The organism is Mitsuaria sp. PDC51 (genome assembly GCF_900113225.1).
GTDB lineage: Bacteria > Pseudomonadota > Gammaproteobacteria > Burkholderiales > Burkholderiaceae_C > Roseateles.
Genome location: NZ_FOZE01000001.1, coordinates 1721259 through 1736428, shown reverse-complemented (window position 1 = coordinate 1736428; position 15170 = coordinate 1721259). Strand labels below are relative to the sequence as shown.

The following is a 15170-nucleotide window of genomic DNA, read 5'->3' as shown; positions in this document are numbered from 1 at the left end:
TCCAGGGTCAGGGGTTGCCGTCGGCGGAGTGTGCCGCCTTCGCGACGAGCGCAGCGAGCTCGGGCAATTCCGGCAGTTCCGAGCGGTGGGGCATGGCCTGCTGGACGCCGGCGCGGCTCACCGCGATCGCGGCGGCCGATTGGCCCAGCGCCACCGCGCGCGCCGCGACCAGCCCTTCGGCCAGCCCGACCGCGAGGCCGCCGACCAGCGTGTCGCCCGCGCCGACCGTGTCCACAGCGTCGACGCGCGCGGCGACCAGATGCAGGCCCTCGGGATGCGCGTCGCACAGCAGCCAGGCGCCGGCGGCGCCCAGCGTCACCAGCACGTGACGCGGCCCCAGCGTGCGCAGATGCGCCGCGGTCGCGCGCGCGATCGTCAGTTCGTCGGCATCGCCGGGCAGCGTCACCGCGCGCGCCAGTTGCAGCGCTTCGGTCTCGTTGACGACCAGCCAGTCGCTCAGCGCCAGCAAGGCGGCCGGCAGCTCCTGCGCCGGCGCGGCGTTCAGCACCGTGGTCACGCCGGACTGTCGGGCGATCTCGAAGGCGCGCTGGATCGCCGGCACCGGCACCTCCAGCTGGGCGACGACGACCCGGGCCTGGCGCAGCAGCGCCCCGCCCTGCTCGACGTCCGCCGGCGCCAGGTCCGCATTGCTGCCGGGCACGACGACGATGGCGTTCTCGCCGCCCTCGCTGGCGACCATGATCACGGCCACGCCGGGCCAGGCCGCCTCGTCGCGGCGCACGGCCTGGGTGTGGACGCGTTCCGCCTCCAGCGCGCCCAGCAGGTCCTGGCCATGCTGGCGCATGCCGACGCGGCCGATCAGCGCCACCTCGGCGCCCAGCCGAGACGCGGCCACCGCCTGGTTGCCACCCTTGCCGCCGGGGGTGCCCGCGAAGGCCTGGCCGATCAGGGTCTCGCCCGGCGCGGGCAGCCGCGCGGCGTGGGCCACGAGGTCCATGTTGACGCTGCCGACCACCACGACGGTGGCCGCAGCCTGGGCTGAAGTCATGAAAGCTCCGGAGACGACGGCGCCGCGGTGCTCTCGCGCAGCACGACCTGCGGCACGAGTTGCAGGTCCTTGAACGGCGCCTGGGGATTCTCGATGCGCTCGATCAGCGCGCGGCCGGCCTCCCGGCCGAGCTCGCGGATCGAGCAGCCCACGCTGGTCAGCGCGGGATAGACGTAGCTGCCGAGCTCGATCGCGTCGAAGCCCACGACCGACAGCTGGCGCGGCACGACCCGGCCCATCTCGGCGGCGGCGCGCAAGGCGCCCATGCCCATCAGGTCGTTGCAGGTGAAGACGGCGGTGAGCTCGGGCTGTCGCGTCAGCAGCGCCTTGACGGCCTCGTAGCCGCCGGCGGTGCTGAAGTCGCTTTCGGCCAGCCATTCGGGACGGGCCGCCAGGCCGCGCTGCTCCATGGCACTGCGCCAGCCGGCGACGCGCTCGGTGGTGACCTCGAATTCGCCCGGTCCGCTGACGCAGCCGATGCGGCGATGGCCCAGTTCCAGCAGGTGGCGCACCACCTCGAAGGCGCCCAGCTGGTTGTTGACGCTGACGCGGTCGGCGCGCGCGCCCGGCACCAGGCGGTCCACCGTCACCACCGGCACGCTGGCATGGCGGAAGGTGCTGGCCAGCGCCTCGGTGTCGCCGGCCGAGCTCAGCAGCAGGCCGTCGATGCGCTTCTCGAGCAGCGTGCGCAGGTAGGACTGCTGGTGCTTGGGATCGTTGTCGGAATTGCAGAGGAAAACGGAATAGCCCGCCTGGCGGCACCACTCCTCGGCGCCGACGACCAGTTCCGCGAAGAACGGGTTGCGCACGTTGGGCACCAGCACGCCGACGATCTTGGTCTCGCTGCGCCGCAGCGAGCGGGCCACCGCGCTGGGCAGGTAACCGATCTCGTCGACCGCCGCCAGGACGCGCGCCCGCGCCTCGGCGCTGACCGGCCGCGTGTTGTTCAGCACATGCGAGACCGTGGTGAAGGACACCCCCGCCAAAGCGGCCACATCCTTGATGGTGCTCATCGGTAGATTCGGTCCCCTGCTCGTGCCAAACTGGCGTGTTCCGTCAATTGCAAACGTTTGCAGAGCATACCGCAAGCTTGACGGAAGCCGTGCTCAGGCGAACCCCGCGCATCAAATATTCAAAAGAAAAGCCCCTGGCCTCGGGCGCAGGGGCTTCGCAGCGACGAGCCGCCGGGGCGGCTCGCGGTCCCGATCAGCGCTGGGCGATCGGCTTGACGTCGCGCTTGGTGGCGCCGACGAACAGCTGGCGCGGACGGCCGATCTTGTACTCGGGGTCGCCGATCATCTCGTTGAGCTGCGCGATCCAGCCAACGGTGCGGGCCAGCGCGAAGATCGCGGTGAACAGCGGCACCGGGATGCCGATGGCGCGCTGCACGATGCCCGAGTAGAAGTCCACGTTCGGGTACAGCTTGCGGGCGACGAAGTATTCGTCTTCCAACGCGATCTTCTCCAGCTCCATCGCCAGCTTGAACAGCGGGTCGTCGTGCAGGCCCAGTTCGTTCAGCACTTCGTGGCAGGTCTCGCGCATCAGCTTGGCGCGCGGGTCGTAGTTCTTGTAGACCCGGTGACCGAAGCCCATCAGCTTGACGTTGCTGGACTTGTCCTTGACCTGCTTGATGAAGTCGCCGATCTTGGCCACGCCACCCATCTGCTGGATGTCGTTCAGCATGTTCAGGCAGGCCTCGTTGGCGCCACCGTGCGCCGGGCCCCACAGGCAGGCTACGCCGGCCGCGATCGCCGCGAACGGGTTGGTGCCCGACGAACCGCACAGGCGCACCGTCGAGGTCGACGCGTTCTGCTCGTGGTCCGCGTGCAGCGTGAAGATGCGGTCCATCGCGCGCACCAGCACGTCGTTGGGCTTGTACTCCTCGCAGGGCGTGGCGAACATCATGCGCATGAAGTTGCCGGCGTACGAGAGGTCGTTCTTCGGATAGATGTAGGGCTGGCCGATCGTGTACTTGTAGGCCATCGCCACCAGCGTCGGCATCTTCGCGATCAGGCGGATCGCGGCGATCTCGCGGTGCTCGGGGTTATTGATGTCGGTGCTGTCGTGATAGAAGGCCGACAGCGCGCCCACCAGGCCCGTCATCACCGCCATCGGGTGCGCGTCGCGGCGGAAGCCGCGCAGGAAGAACTGCATCTGCTCGTTGACCATCGTGTGGTTGGTCACGCGGCTGACGAACTCTTCCTTCTGCGACGGGGTCGGCAGTTCCCCGTAGAGCAGCAGGTAGCAGGTCTCGAGGTAGTCGCAGTTCACCGCCAACTGCTCGATCGGGTAGCCGCGGTACAGCAGCTCGCCCTTGTCGCCATCGATGTAGGTGATGGTCGAGTTGCACGACGCCGTCGACAGGAAGCCCGGGTCGTAGGTGAACTTGCCGGTCTGCGCGTAAAGCTTGCGGATGTCGATCACATCCGGACCGATGGTGCCCTTGTACAGGGGCAGATCCATTTGCGGGCTGCCGTCGGAGAACGACAGGGTGGCTTTGACGTCAGACGGGGTCATGGGCATTCCTTATGACTTCGGGGGGTTCTTGTTACTGAGGGGTCCGCAGCAGCGCGAGCACGGCATGCACGTCCGGCCGGTCCAGGTCGTCCGCCGGTTCCTTGCGGGCCAGCAGCAGGTCCAGCAGGTCGTTGTCGGACAGGTCCATCAACTGCCGCAGGCCTTCCGCGTGGAAGACGGTCAGCGCGCCTTCGTGACGTTGGAAGAACCGCTCGATGAAGAGGTCATTCTCCAACAGCCCGCGGCGGCAACGCCACTTGAGCTTGGAGAGATCCCTCTCATCGATGAGGGTGTTGGTGTCCACGGCGTTCATGCGTGTGCGCGCTGCTGTCTCGCGGTGCGGGCCTCAGACGGCGCGACGCACCATCAGTTCCTTGATCTTGCCGATCGCCTTGGTCGGGTTGAGACCCTTCGGGCAGACGTCGACGCAGTTCATGATGGTGTGGCAGCGGAACAGGCGGTACGGATCCTCGAGGTTGTCCAGGCGCTCCGCGGTGGCCTGGTCGCGGCTGTCGGCGATGAAGCGGTAGGCCTGCAGCAGGCCGGCGGGACCGACGAACTTGTCGGGGTTCCACCAGAAGCTGGGGCAGCTCGTAGAGCAGCTCGCGCAGAGGATGCACTCGTACAGGCCGTTGAGCTCGTCGCGCTCCTCGGGGGACTGCAGGCGCTCCTTCTCGGGCGGCGCTTCCTCGTTCACCAGGAACGGACGGATCGAGTTGTACTGCTTGAAGAACTGCGTCATGTCCACGATCAGGTCGCGGACGACGGGCAGGCCCGGCAGCGGCTTCAGGACGATGACGTCCGGCAGCGAGCGCAGGTTGGTCAGGCAGGCCAGGCCGTTCTTGCCGTTGATGTTCATCGCGTCGGAACCGCACACGCCTTCGCGGCACGAGCGGCGGAACGACAGCGACGGATCCACTTCCTTGAGCTTGAGCAGGGCGTCCAGCAGCATGCGTTCGTTGCCGGCGAGCTCCAGCTCGATGGTCTGCATGTAGGGCTTGGCGTCCTTGTCCGGGTCGTAGCGGTAGATCTTGAAGGTGCGCTTGATCATTTGAATGCTCCTGCGGCGCTCAGAAGGTACGGACCTTCGGCGGGACGCTCTCGACGGTCAACGGTTGGAGGTTGACCGGCTTGTAGGTCAGGCTGTTGGTCTTGGAGTGCCACAGCGTGTGCTTCATCCACTCCTTGTCGTTGCGGCCCAGCGGGAATTCCGCATCGTCCGGACCCCGCTCGTAGTCGTTGACGGTGTGGGCGCCACGGCATTCCTTGCGGGCGGCGGCGGACACGATGGTGGCCTGCGCGGCCTCGATCAGGTTGTCCACTTCCAGCGCCTCGACGCGGGCGGTGTTGAAGACCTTGGACTTGTCCTTCAGCGTGATGTTCTTCACCCGCTCGCGGATGGCGGCAACGGCGGTGACGCCCTCGTCCAGCAGCGCCTGGGTGCGGAACACGCCGGCGTGCGACTGCATCGCGGCGCGCAGGTCGTTGGCGACGTTCTGGGCGTACTCGCCGCCGGTGTTGGATTCCAGACGAGCCAGGCGCGCCAGCGTCTGGTCGGCGGCGTCCTTGGGCAGCGGCTTGTGGGCCTTGCCGGCGGCCTTGAAGCCCTTGTGCGCCTCGACGATGTGGTTGCCGGCGGCGCGGCCGAAGACCACCAGGTCCAGCAGCGAGTTCGTGCCCAGGCGGTTGGCGCCGTGCACCGAGACGCAGGAGCACTCGCCCACCGCGTACAGGCCGTTGACCACGCTCTTGTGGTCCTCGCCCTTCTGGACGACGACCTGGCCGTTGACGTTGGTCGGGATGCCGCCCATCTGGTAATGGATGGTCGGCACCACCGGGATCGGCTCCTTGGTGATGTCGACGTTGGCGAAGTTGTGGCCGATCTCGAACACGGACGGGAGCCGCTTGAGGATGGTGTCGCCGCCCAGGTGGGTCATGTCCAGCACGACGTAGTCCTTGTTGGGACCGCAGCCGCGACCTTCCTTGATCTCCTGGTCCATGCAGCGCGAGACGAAGTCGCGCGGCGCCAGATCCTTCAGTGTCGGGGCGTAGCGCTCCATGAAGCGCTCGCCGTTGGCGTTGCGCAGGATCGCACCCTCGCCGCGGCAGCCTTCGGTCAGCAGCACGCCGGCGCCGGCCACGCCGGTCGGGTGGAACTGCCAGAACTCCATGTCCTGCAGCGGGATGTCGGCGCGCGCCGCCATGCCCAGGCCGTCGCCGGTGTTGATGAAGGCGTTGGTCGAGGCCGCGAAGATGCGCCCCGCGCCGCCGGTGGCCAGCAGCACGGTCTTGGCTTCGAGGATGTGGATCTCGCCCGTCTCCATCTCCAGCGCGGTCACGCCGACCACGTCGCCCTCGGCGTCGCGGATCAGGTCCAGCGCCATCCACTCGACGAAGAAGTTGGTGCGGGCCTTGACGTTCTGTTGGTACAGCGTATGCAGCAGCGCGTGGCCGGTGCGGTCGGCCGCGGCGCAGGCGCGCTGGACCGGCTTCTCGCCGTAGTTGGCGGTGTGGCCGCCGAACGGGCGCTGATAGATCGTGCCGTCCGGGTTGCGGTCGAACGGCATGCCGAAGTGCTCGAGCTCGTAGACCACCTTCGGCGCTTCACGGCACATGAACTCGATGGCGTCCTGGTCGCCCAGCCAGTCCGAGCCCTTCACGGTGTCGTAGAAGTGGTAATGCCAGTTGTCTTCCGACATGTTGCCCAGGCTGGCGCCGATGCCGCCCTGGGCGGCCACGGTGTGCGAGCGGGTGGGAAAAACCTTGGACAGCACGGCCACGTTCAGGCCGGCGAGCGACAGCTGCAGCGACGCGCGCATGCCGGAGCCGCCGGCTCCCACGATGACGACGTCGAATTTGCGCTTGGGCAGCGAGGTTCCGATTTGCATTTCTTACAGCCTCCAGAGCACTTGGATCGCCCAACCCGCGCAACCCGTCAACCACACCAGCGTGAACACATGCAGCGCCAGCCGCACGCCCACCGGCTTCACGTAATCCATCCAGATGTCGCGCACGCCGACCCACGCGTGATACGCCAGCGAGACGATCAGGCCGAAGGTCAGGAACTTCATCCATTGCTTGCTGAAGATGCCGGCCCACAGGTCGTAGCCCAGCGGCTGGCTGGTGAACAGCACCTGCGCCAGCAGCACGAGGGTGAACAGCGCCATGAGCAGCGCGGTGGCGCGCTGGGCCATCCAGTCGCGCAGGCCGTAATGCGCACCGGTGACGATGCGCTTGCTTCCGTAGGTTGTCATTGTTGATTTGCCTCTTGGGTCAATCGTCGGGATTCATCCCGGTCGCGCGAGCCGAGCCACGCGCCGGCGGCGGGATCAGTACAGGCCGAAGAGCTTGGCGCCGAGCGCGATCGTCAGCACGATGGACAGCACCAGCGTCACGATGGCGCTGCTCTTGCCTTGCTGCTTGCTGACGCTGTGGGTCGCATCCATCCACAGATGGCGCACGCCCGCGATGAAGTGGTGGAGGTAGCCCCAGATCAGGGCCAGCGCGACCAGCTTGATGAACCAGCCCGGCAGGAAACCGATGCCCGAGACGAAGGCCGCGGTGAAGGTTTCGTAAGAGATCTCCGACGTGAGGCTGGTGTCGAACATCCAGATCACGAACGGGAGCAGGAAGAACATCAGCAGGCCGCTGATGCGGTGCAGGATCGAGACGATGCCCGCCGGCGGCAGGCGATAGCCAACGATCTGCGTGACATGGATGTTGGTGTAGACCGGTCGATTCTTCTTGGTGGCTTGGGTGGCGTCCGTCATGTCCGACCTTGTAATCAATGTGAAACCCGAAGATTTTATGGCAACGCAACACCCCGGAAGGGTGTCCTGGGCGCATGTCGTTTTCATGCGGTGCCATGAAAACGTCATCGCCGCAACGCGAATGCATCAGTTCAGGTCGTTGCGATAGAAGTGATGAGTAGTGTTGTAGAGGCCGCGGCGCAACTCCACCGGCTTGTCGCCGTAGGTGAAGGCCAGACGCTCGACGCTCAGCAGCGGACTGCCGGGCGCCACCTGCAGCAGCGCGGCGGCGTCTTCCTCCGCCGCGACCGCCCGGATCTTTTCCTGCGCGCGAATCATCGGCACGCCGAATTCGGTTTCAAGCAGGCTGTAGAACGGCCCGCGATGCTCCAGCAGCCGCTCCGCCGTCAGCCCCTTGAACAGGGCGCCGGGCAGCCAGATGTCGTCCAGCACGACCGGCTGGCCGCCGCTGTGCAGCAGGCGGCGGATCTCGATGACCGGGTCGCCGGCGCGCAGCTGCATCAGCTTGGCGATGAAGGCCGGCGCGCGCTGGCGCTTGCAGTCCAGCAGCTGGCGCCCGAGCGACGCGGCGGCATCGCCGTCGGGCGTGAGGCGCAGGAAGCGGTATTGCTGCTGCTGTTCCGCATGGGTGGCGACGAAGGTGCCCTTCCCTTGCTTGCGGACCAGCAGGTTGTCGGCCGCGAGCTCATCGACGGCCTTGCGGACGGTGCCCTGGCTCACCCCGAAGCGGGCGGCCAGGTCCATCTCGCTGGGGATGGTCTCGCCCGCCTTCCACTCGCCGGCCTGCAGGCCCTTGAGGATCAGCCCCTTGATCTGGCGATACAGCGGGCTGAACGACGGCGCGGCTTCCGCGCGCGCCAGCTCATTGAGCGGCGTGACGGGGTGAACCGGGGCGGCGGGGGGCGACATGGGGCGCGATTCGAGCACAACTGCGGTGCGAGCGTCCATCCTGCGGGGGGAGTCCGAGGAGATTAGTCTTATATAAGACACAAGAGTGTCAGTTTCACGCAATGGTCGCCCGCTAATTTGGGGGCGACTCCCCACACCGGTGGGCGAAGAAGACCCTATCGCGATCCGTGCCGCCACCGTGCTGGCCTACACTTGCCGCCGCTGGCGCGGACCGCGCCTCCCGCATCATTCACTCGCACTTCCCCGGAGACTTCTGATGAGCAAGAAACCCGTTCGCGTCGCCGTCACCGGCGCCGCCGGCCAGATCGGCTACGCCCTGCTGTTCCGCATCGCCAGCGGCGAGATGCTGGGCAAGGACCAGCCCGTCATCCTGCAGCTGCTGGAGATCCCGGACGAGAAGGCCCAGAACGCGCTCAAGGGCGTGATCATGGAACTGGAAGACTGCGCCTTCCCGCTGCTGGCCGGCATCGAGGCCCACAGCGACCCGATGACCGCCTTCAAGGACACCGACTACGCGCTGCTGGTCGGCGCCCGTCCGCGCGGCCCGGGCATGGAGCGTTCGGACCTGCTGGCCGCCAACGCCCAGATCTTCACCGTGCAGGGCAAGGCGCTGAACGCCGTGGCCTCGCGCAACGTCAAGGTGCTGGTGGTGGGCAACCCCGCCAACACCAACGCCTACATCGCGATGAAGTCGGCCCCGGACCTGCCGGCCAAGAACTTCACCGCCATGCTGCGCCTGGACCACAACCGCGCCGCCTCGCAGATCGCCGCCAAGACCGGCAAGCCGGTCGCCGGCATCGAGAAGCTGGCCGTGTGGGGCAACCACTCGCCGACGATGTACGCGGACTACCGCTACGCCACCATCGACGGCCAGTCGGTCAAGGCTTTGATCAACGATGAAGAGTGGAACCGCACCACTTTCCTGCCGACCGTGGGCAAGCGCGGCGCCGCGATCATCGCCGCGCGCGGCCTGTCGTCGGCCGCCTCGGCCGCCAACGCCGCCATCGACCACATGCGCGACTGGGCCCTGGGCACCAACGGCAAGTGGGTCACGATGGGCATCCCGTCGGACGGCTCGTACGGCATTCCGAAGGAAGTCATGTTCGGCTACCCGGTGACCGTCGAGAACGGCGAATACAAGATCGTCCAGGGCCTGGAGATCGACGCCTTCTCGCAAGAGTGCATCAACAAGACGCTGAACGAGCTGCTGGAAGAGCAGAACGGCGTCAAGCATCTGCTGTAAGCCGCGCGAGGGTCCGCAGGGGCCCGCGCACCGCTTCCGCTGAGCGACACTCGACGGGCCGGCCTTTCGCAAGAAGGCCGGCCCTTCTTCCTTCCAGAGTTCAACCCCTCCCGCCGTCATCGCATGAGCACGCTCCTCCACCCCGCCGACGCCCTGTTCGAAGACGGCCAGGCGCCCGTCGTCCTGCCGGTCGTCGACCATTACTGCGGCGTCGAGGCCCGCATGATCAAGAGCCTGGAGCTGCAGGCGCGGATGGGCCCGGTCTTCGACATCACGCTGGACTGCGAGGACGGCGCGCCGGTCGGCGGCGAGGCCGAGCACATGCTGCTGGTGCTGCACCTGCTCAACGGCTCGCTCAATGCGCATGGCCGCGTCGGCGTGCGCGTGCATCCGTTCAACCACCCGGCCTTCGAAGCGGACGTGGAGGCGGTCATCGCCGGCGGCGGCGAGAAGCTCGCCTTCCTGATGATCCCCAAGCCCGAAGGCATCGCGGACCTGGACCGCGCCATCGCCTTCATCGACGACTGCCTCAAGCGACACGCGATCCGCAAGCCGCTGCCGCTGCACACGCTGATCGAGACCCACGGCGCCCTGCGCGACGTGATGGCGATCGCCGCGCATCCGCGCATCGAGTCGCTGTCGTTCGGGCTGATGGACTTCGTGTCGGCGCATCGCGGCGCGATCCCGCGCTCCGCGCTGACGGTCGAGGGCCAGTTCACCCATCCGCTGGTGCGGCGCGCCAAGCTGTCCATCGCGGCGGCCGCGCATGCCTATGCGAAGACGCCGTCGCACTGCGTGGTGACCGAGTTCAAGAGCGAGCGCGCGATCCAGTCCGCCGCCGAGCGCGCCGCGCGCGAGTTCGGCTACACGCGGATGTGGAGCATCCATCCGAACCAGATCCAGCCCATCATCGATGCCTTCGCGCCGAGCGTGGCCGAGATCGACGAGGCCATCGAGATCCTGCAGGCCGCCCAGGCGGCGCAATGGGCGCCGATCCAGCACCGCGACATGCTGCATGACCGCGCCAGCTACCGCCTGTTCTGGCACCTGCTGCAGCGCGCGCACGGCACCGGACAGAACCTGCCGACGGAGGTCGCGCAGGCCTGGTTCGCGCCGCGGCCGTCGCCGCTCTGACGCGTCGACGCCGCAGTGGCGGGCCGGTCGCGCGCCGGGCGCAACAATGTGCAATCGCCCATCCGTGCAGGACTTCACGTGCCGTGGACCATCGCGGCGAAAAAGCGGCGTCACGCCTCGCGTCGCGCCGCGCACAACCGGTGAAGACCCTAGCGTCGATCAACGGTTTGACACATTAAATGCGGGTTTTGCGGGACGAGGCCGCGGTGACAATTGCGCATCGCCGCCTGTCGGCGTTTGTTTTTCGGCCACCTGCATCGGCTGGTGTTTCCAGGTCCCTCTTCCCCATTCCCAGAATGCGACTGACCGCCCTCCTCCTGTCCGGCGCCGCTGCCGCCGCGCTGACCCTGACCGCCGGCCTCGCCGCCGCTCAGCCCGACCCGAATGCCGGCAGCAAGGCCGCACCGGCCAAGGCCGCGAAGCCCGCCGCCGGCAAGTCGACGGCCAAGAAGCCCGCCGCCAAGACCCCGCCGCCCCCGCCCCCGCTGCCGGAGGCGAACGAGGAGCAACTGGCCGCCGCCAAGCGCGCCTACCTCGGCCTGTACGAGTGCGAATTCAAGCAGTCCGTCACCATCGCTCCCGATGAGAAGCACGCCGGCTACATCAACGTCGGCTTCAAGAAGGACACCTTCACGATGAAGCCGGTGCTGTCGTCGACCGGCGCCCTGCGCCTGGAGGACGTCACCGGCCGCACGCTGATGGTCCAGATCGCCAACAAGTCGATGCTGCTGGACGTCAAGGCCGGCCAGCGCCTGGTCGACGAATGCGTCCACCCGGAACAGCGCGCCGCCATCGAGGCCGCCCGCGCCGCGTCGGCGCCCGCCGGCCCCGGCCTGGGCATCGCGCCGAGCGCGAACTGAGCCTCGCGCCCCGACGAAGCCGCCCTCGAGGCGGCTTTTTCACGCCCGTCCGCCACCGCTTCCCCCAGCGCGGACCTCGGGCTTGCGCACGCCGGGCTGGATTTCGCGAGCCGAAAGTACGTACAATTCATGCATACTTTCCGATTCATACCGCACCGGCGACCGGCCGCGGGCGGTCATGAAATCGCCAAGGCCGTCGCCTAATCTCCCAGGATCGCCAGGAGCCCGCATGGAAGCCACCGTCGCCGAACGAGGTCAGATCACCCTGCCCAAGGCCGTGCGGGACGCCCTGGGGCTGACCAAGGGCACCACCCTCAAGGTGGAACTCGACGGGGCCCGCATCATCCTGCGCAAGAACGTCGACGACGCCATCTCCCGCGCCCGCGGCCGTTTCAAGCTGCCCGAAGGCACCTCGACCGACGACGTCATGCGCGATCTGCGCGGCCGCGCGCCCGACCAGTCCTTCGACGAATCCACCGACGCCTGATCCGATGATCGCCGTCGACAGCTCCGTTCTCATCGACCTCCTGGGCGACGCGCCCGGCGCCGACGCGGCCGAGGCCGCGCTGCGCCTGGCGCTGTCCAGCGGCCCGGTGGTGCTGTGCGACGTGGTGCTGGCCGAAGTCACGGCCGGCCTCGGGCACGGCTCGGAGGTGATGGACGCGCTCGAGGAGATGGGCCTGCGCTTTCTGGCCATCGACCAGCGCGCGGCGATCCGCGCCGGCGAGATGCAACGCAAGTTCAAGCAACGGCTGGCCGACAAGGGGGCGCCTTCCGGCGCGCCCGAGGCCGCCGCCACGCGGGCGATGCCCGACTTCCTGGTGGGCGCGCACGCGATGTTGCAGTGCGACGGCCTGATCACCCGGGACCAGGGCTTCTTCCGAGACTATTTCAAGGGCCTCAAGGTCATCGTGCCCAGCGCGCCGTGACCGCCGAGACCCGCTCTTTCGACCCAAGCAGAGACCACACTGGAGTTCGCATGCTGCAAGCCTATCGCCAACATGAAGCCGAACGCGCCGCGCTCGGCATCCCGCCGCTGCCGCTCGACGCGAAGCAAGTCGCCGAGCTGATCGAGCTCATCAAGACCCCGCCGGCCGGCGAGGAGGCCTTCCTGCTGGACCTGCTGACCCACCGCGTGCCGCCGGGCGTGGATGACGCCGCCAAGGTCAAGGCCAGCTTCCTGGCCGCCGTCGCGCACGGCGACCTGAAGGTGGGCCTGATCTCCAAGGCCAAGGCCACCGAACTGCTGGGCACCATGGTGGGCGGCTACAACGTGCATCCGCTGATCGAGCTGCTGGACGACGCCGAAGTGGCGGGCGTCGCCGCCGACGGTCTGAAGAAGACCCTGCTGATGTTCGACTACTTCAACGACGTCGCCGCCAAGGCCAAGGCGGGCAACGCCAAGGCCAAGGAAGTGATGCAGAGCTGGGCCGACGCGGAGTGGTTCACCTCGCGTCCGGAAGTCGAGAAGAAGATCACCGTCACCGTCTTCAAGGTGCCGGGCGAGACCAACACCGACGACCTGTCGCCCGCGCCCGACGCGTGGAGCCGTCCGGACATCCCGCTGCATTACCTGGCGATGCTGAAGAACACCCGCCCCGACGCGGCCTTCAAGCCCGAGGAGGACGGCAAGCGCGGCCCGATGCAGTTCATCGAGGACCTGAAGAAGAAGGGCCACGTCGTGGCCTACGTCGGCGACGTCGTCGGCACCGGCTCGTCGCGCAAGTCGGCGACCAACTCGGTGATCTGGGCCACCGGCCAGGACATCCCCTTCGTCCCCAACAAGCGCTTCGGCGGCGTGACGCTGGGCGGCAAGATCGCGCCGATCTTCTTCAACACGCAGGAAGACTCGGGCTCGCTGCCGATCGAGGTCGACGTGTCCAAGCTGGAGATGGGCGACGTCATCGACGTGTTGCCCTATGACGGCAAGCTGGTGAAGAACGGCGAGACCGTGGCCGAGTTCAAGCTCAAGAGCGACGTGCTGTTCGACGAAGTCCGCGCCGGCGGCCGGATCAACCTGATCATCGGCCGCTCGCTGACCGCCAAGGCGCGCGAGTTCCTGGGCCTGCCCGCCTCCACCCTGTTCCGCCTGCCGCAGGCCCCGGCCGCCTCGAACGCCGGCTTCACGCTGGCGCAGAAGATGGTGGGTCGCGCCGTCGGCCTGCCGGAAGGCCAGGGCGTGCGTCCGGGCACCTACTGCGAGCCCAAGATGACGACGGTCGGTTCGCAGGACACGACCGGCCCGATGACCCGCGACGAGCTGAAGGACCTGGCCTGCCTGGGCTTCTCGGCCGACCTGGTGATGCAGTCCTTCTGCCACACCGCCGCGTATCCGAAGCCGGTGGACGTGAAGACGCACCGCGAGCTGCCCGCCTTCATCTCCAACCGCGGCGGCGTGTCGCTGCGTCCGGGTGACGGCGTGATCCACAGCTGGCTGAACCGCCTGCTGCTGCCCGATACCGTGGGCACCGGCGGCGACTCGCACACCCGTTTCCCGATCGGCATCTCCTTCCCGGCCGGTTCGGGCCTGGTGGCCTTCGGCGCCGCGACCGGCGTGATGCCGCTGGACATGCCGGAATCGGTGCTGGTGCGCTTCAAGGGCGAGATGCAGCCGGGCGTGACGCTGCGCGACCTGGTCCACGCGATCCCGCTGTACGCGATCAAGGCCGGTCTGCTGACCGTGGCCAAGGCCGGCAAGAAGAACATCTTCTCGGGCCGCATCCTGGAGATCGAGGGCCTGCCCGACCTGAAGGTCGAGCAAGCCTTCGAGCTGTCCGACGCCTCGGCCGAGCGCTCGGCCGCCGGCTGCACGATCAAGCTGAATCCGGCGCCGATCAAGGAGTACCTCACCTCCAACATCGTCCTGATGAAGAACATGATCGCCGACGGCTACGCGGACGCGAAGACGCTGCAGCGCCGCATCGAGAAGGTGGAGGCCTGGCTGGCCAAGCCGGACCTGCTGGAAGCGGACAAGGACGCCGAGTACGCCGCCGTCATCGAGATCGACCTGGCCGACATCACCGAGCCGATCGTCTGCTGCCCGAACGACCCGGACGACGCGAAGGTGCTGTCCGAAGTCGCCGGCACCAAGATCGACGAGGCCTTCATCGGCTCGTGCATGACCAACATCGGTCACTTCCGCGCGGCGGCCAAGCTGCTGGGTGGCCAGCGCGACATCCCGGTCAAGCTGTGGGTCGCGCCGCCGACCAAGATGGACCAGAGCGAGCTGATCAAGGAAGGCCATTACGCCGCCTTCGGCACCGCCGGTGCGCGCACCGAGATGCCGGGCTGCTCGCTGTGCATGGGCAACCAGGCGCAGGTCCGCGAGGGCGCGACGGTCATCTCGACCTCCACGCGCAACTTCCCCAACCGTCTGGGCAAGAACACCAACGTGTTCCTGGGCTCGGCCGAGCTGGCCGCGATCGCGTCCCGCCTGGGCCGCCTGCCGACCAAGGCGGAGTACCTCAAGGAAATGGGCGTCATCGATGCCGACAAGGCCAGCGTCTACCGCTACATGAACTTCGACCAGATCGAGGAATACGCGGAGACGGCGAAGTCGGTCGCCTGATCGGCCGGACCATCGCGGACCCCGGTCCGCGGCGACGCAGGGGAAGGTGAGTCCCCTGCCCCGCCAACGACAAGGGCCCGGAGGTGCGAACCTCCGGGCCCTTTGTTCATGGTGAATCGACGGCGCGGACGGCGCGGCCCCCGTCCGGACGTCCGGCGGC

General features: G+C 67.7%; 15 protein-coding genes. 6 read left to right on the top strand and 9 right to left on the bottom strand.

From position 1 onward, the window contains the following. Positions 1-7: 7 nt before the first annotated feature. The 9 genes from BM393_RS07545 to BM393_RS07505 form a co-directional block, all read right to left on the bottom strand. The gene (locus tag BM393_RS07545; protein ID WP_091724160.1) at positions 8-1009 is read right to left on the bottom strand and encodes a ribokinase; all 1002 of its coding nucleotides are present in this window, start codon (positions 1007-1009) and stop codon (positions 8-10) included. Next, positions 1006-2022, bottom strand: a complete 1017-nt coding sequence (locus tag BM393_RS07540) for a LacI family DNA-binding transcriptional regulator (RefSeq protein ID WP_091724159.1) — start codon at positions 2020-2022, stop codon at positions 1006-1008. Before BM393_RS07540 ends, BM393_RS07545 begins: the two co-directional genes overlap by 4 nt. A 193-nt stretch (positions 2023-2215) precedes the next feature. After that, a complete protein-coding gene (gene gltA / locus BM393_RS07535; protein WP_091724158.1) occupies positions 2216-3526 on the bottom strand; it encodes a citrate synthase in 1311 nt (436 codons plus the stop codon). 31 nt (positions 3527-3557) lie between these two features. Continuing rightward, the gene (locus tag BM393_RS07530; RefSeq protein ID WP_091724156.1) at positions 3558-3839 is read right to left on the bottom strand and encodes a succinate dehydrogenase assembly factor 2; all 282 of its coding nucleotides are present in this window, start codon (positions 3837-3839) and stop codon (positions 3558-3560) included. Between the two features lie 33 nt (positions 3840-3872). Further along, on the bottom strand, positions 3873-4577 hold the full coding sequence (locus BM393_RS07525; protein WP_091724154.1) for a succinate dehydrogenase iron-sulfur subunit: 705 nt from the start codon (positions 4575-4577) through the stop codon (positions 3873-3875). Between the two features lie 19 nt (positions 4578-4596). Next, positions 4597-6414, bottom strand: a complete 1818-nt coding sequence (gene sdhA, locus BM393_RS07520; RefSeq protein WP_091724151.1) for a succinate dehydrogenase flavoprotein subunit — start codon at positions 6412-6414, stop codon at positions 4597-4599. A 3-nt stretch (positions 6415-6417) separates the two neighbouring features. Next, on the bottom strand, positions 6418-6780 hold the full coding sequence (sdhD, locus tag BM393_RS07515) for a succinate dehydrogenase, hydrophobic membrane anchor protein (protein WP_091724149.1): 363 nt from the start codon (positions 6778-6780) through the stop codon (positions 6418-6420). A gap of 75 nt (positions 6781-6855) precedes the next feature. Then, the gene (gene sdhC, locus BM393_RS07510) at positions 6856-7296 is read right to left on the bottom strand and encodes a succinate dehydrogenase, cytochrome b556 subunit (RefSeq protein WP_091724147.1); all 441 of its coding nucleotides are present in this window, start codon (positions 7294-7296) and stop codon (positions 6856-6858) included. 126 nt (positions 7297-7422) lie between these two features. After that, positions 7423-8205 (bottom strand): GntR family transcriptional regulator, encoded by a 783-nt coding sequence (locus BM393_RS07505; protein WP_091724144.1) that lies wholly within the window; start codon positions 8203-8205, stop codon positions 7423-7425. A 256-nt stretch (positions 8206-8461) separates the two neighbouring features. Between BM393_RS07505 and BM393_RS07500 the strand changes: the two genes are divergently transcribed. From BM393_RS07500 to acnB, 6 genes are all read left to right on the top strand, one after another. After that, positions 8462-9448 carry a malate dehydrogenase gene (locus tag BM393_RS07500; RefSeq protein ID WP_091724143.1) on the top strand — a complete coding sequence of 329 codons (987 nt, stop codon included), beginning with the start codon at positions 8462-8464 and terminating at the stop codon, positions 9446-9448. Between the two features lie 123 nt (positions 9449-9571). Continuing rightward, positions 9572-10582 carry a CoA ester lyase gene (locus BM393_RS07495; RefSeq protein WP_091724142.1) on the top strand — a complete coding sequence of 337 codons (1011 nt, stop codon included), beginning with the start codon at positions 9572-9574 and terminating at the stop codon, positions 10580-10582. A gap of 296 nt (positions 10583-10878) precedes the next feature. Continuing rightward, a complete protein-coding gene (locus tag BM393_RS07490) occupies positions 10879-11442 on the top strand; it encodes a hypothetical protein (RefSeq protein WP_091724141.1) in 564 nt (187 codons plus the stop codon). A 229-nt stretch (positions 11443-11671) separates the two neighbouring features. Then, positions 11672-11929: an AbrB/MazE/SpoVT family DNA-binding domain-containing protein gene (locus BM393_RS07485; protein ID WP_091724140.1), complete on the top strand. Its 258-nt coding sequence runs from the start codon at positions 11672-11674 to the stop codon at positions 11927-11929. 4 nt (positions 11930-11933) lie between these two features. Continuing rightward, on the top strand, positions 11934-12371 hold the full coding sequence (locus BM393_RS07480) for a type II toxin-antitoxin system VapC family toxin (RefSeq protein WP_091724139.1): 438 nt from the start codon (positions 11934-11936) through the stop codon (positions 12369-12371). 50 nt (positions 12372-12421) lie between these two features. Then, positions 12422-15010, top strand: coding sequence for a bifunctional aconitate hydratase 2/2-methylisocitrate dehydratase (acnB, locus tag BM393_RS07475; RefSeq protein WP_091724138.1), 2589 nt, complete (start codon positions 12422-12424; stop codon positions 15008-15010). Positions 15011-15170: the final 160 nt, after the last annotated feature.

What these genes read in the sequence shown, in the direction of transcription:
- BM393_RS07525 (WP_091724154.1), bottom strand. Translation starts at nt 4,577, where the DNA reads ATGATCAAGCGCACCTTCAAGATCTACCGCTACGACCCGGACAAGGAC.
- sdhA (WP_091724151.1), bottom strand. Translation starts at nt 6,414, where the DNA reads ATGCAAATCGGAACCTCGCTGCCCAAGCGCAAATTCGACGTCGTCATC.
- BM393_RS07490 (WP_091724141.1), top strand. Translation starts at nt 10,879, where the DNA reads ATGCGACTGACCGCCCTCCTCCTGTCCGGCGCCGCTGCCGCCGCGCTG.
- gltA (WP_091724158.1), bottom strand. Translation starts at nt 3,526, where the DNA reads ATGACCCCGTCTGACGTCAAAGCCACCCTGTCGTTCTCCGACGGCAGC.
- BM393_RS07485 (WP_091724140.1), top strand. Translation starts at nt 11,672, where the DNA reads ATGGAAGCCACCGTCGCCGAACGAGGTCAGATCACCCTGCCCAAGGCC.
- BM393_RS07545 (WP_091724160.1), bottom strand. Translation starts at nt 1,009, where the DNA reads ATGACTTCAGCCCAGGCTGCGGCCACCGTCGTGGTGGTCGGCAGCGTC.
- acnB (WP_091724138.1), top strand. Translation starts at nt 12,422, where the DNA reads ATGCTGCAAGCCTATCGCCAACATGAAGCCGAACGCGCCGCGCTCGGC.
- BM393_RS07480 (WP_091724139.1), top strand. Translation starts at nt 11,934, where the DNA reads ATGATCGCCGTCGACAGCTCCGTTCTCATCGACCTCCTGGGCGACGCG.
- BM393_RS07500 (WP_091724143.1), top strand. Translation starts at nt 8,462, where the DNA reads ATGAGCAAGAAACCCGTTCGCGTCGCCGTCACCGGCGCCGCCGGCCAG.
- BM393_RS07495 (WP_091724142.1), top strand. Translation starts at nt 9,572, where the DNA reads ATGAGCACGCTCCTCCACCCCGCCGACGCCCTGTTCGAAGACGGCCAG.
- BM393_RS07505 (WP_091724144.1), bottom strand. Translation starts at nt 8,205, where the DNA reads ATGTCGCCCCCCGCCGCCCCGGTTCACCCCGTCACGCCGCTCAATGAG.
- sdhD (WP_091724149.1), bottom strand. Translation starts at nt 6,780, where the DNA reads ATGACAACCTACGGAAGCAAGCGCATCGTCACCGGTGCGCATTACGGC.
- BM393_RS07530 (WP_091724156.1), bottom strand. Translation starts at nt 3,839, where the DNA reads ATGAACGCCGTGGACACCAACACCCTCATCGATGAGAGGGATCTCTCC.
- sdhC (WP_091724147.1), bottom strand. Translation starts at nt 7,296, where the DNA reads ATGACGGACGCCACCCAAGCCACCAAGAAGAATCGACCGGTCTACACC.
- BM393_RS07540 (WP_091724159.1), bottom strand. Translation starts at nt 2,022, where the DNA reads ATGAGCACCATCAAGGATGTGGCCGCTTTGGCGGGGGTGTCCTTCACC.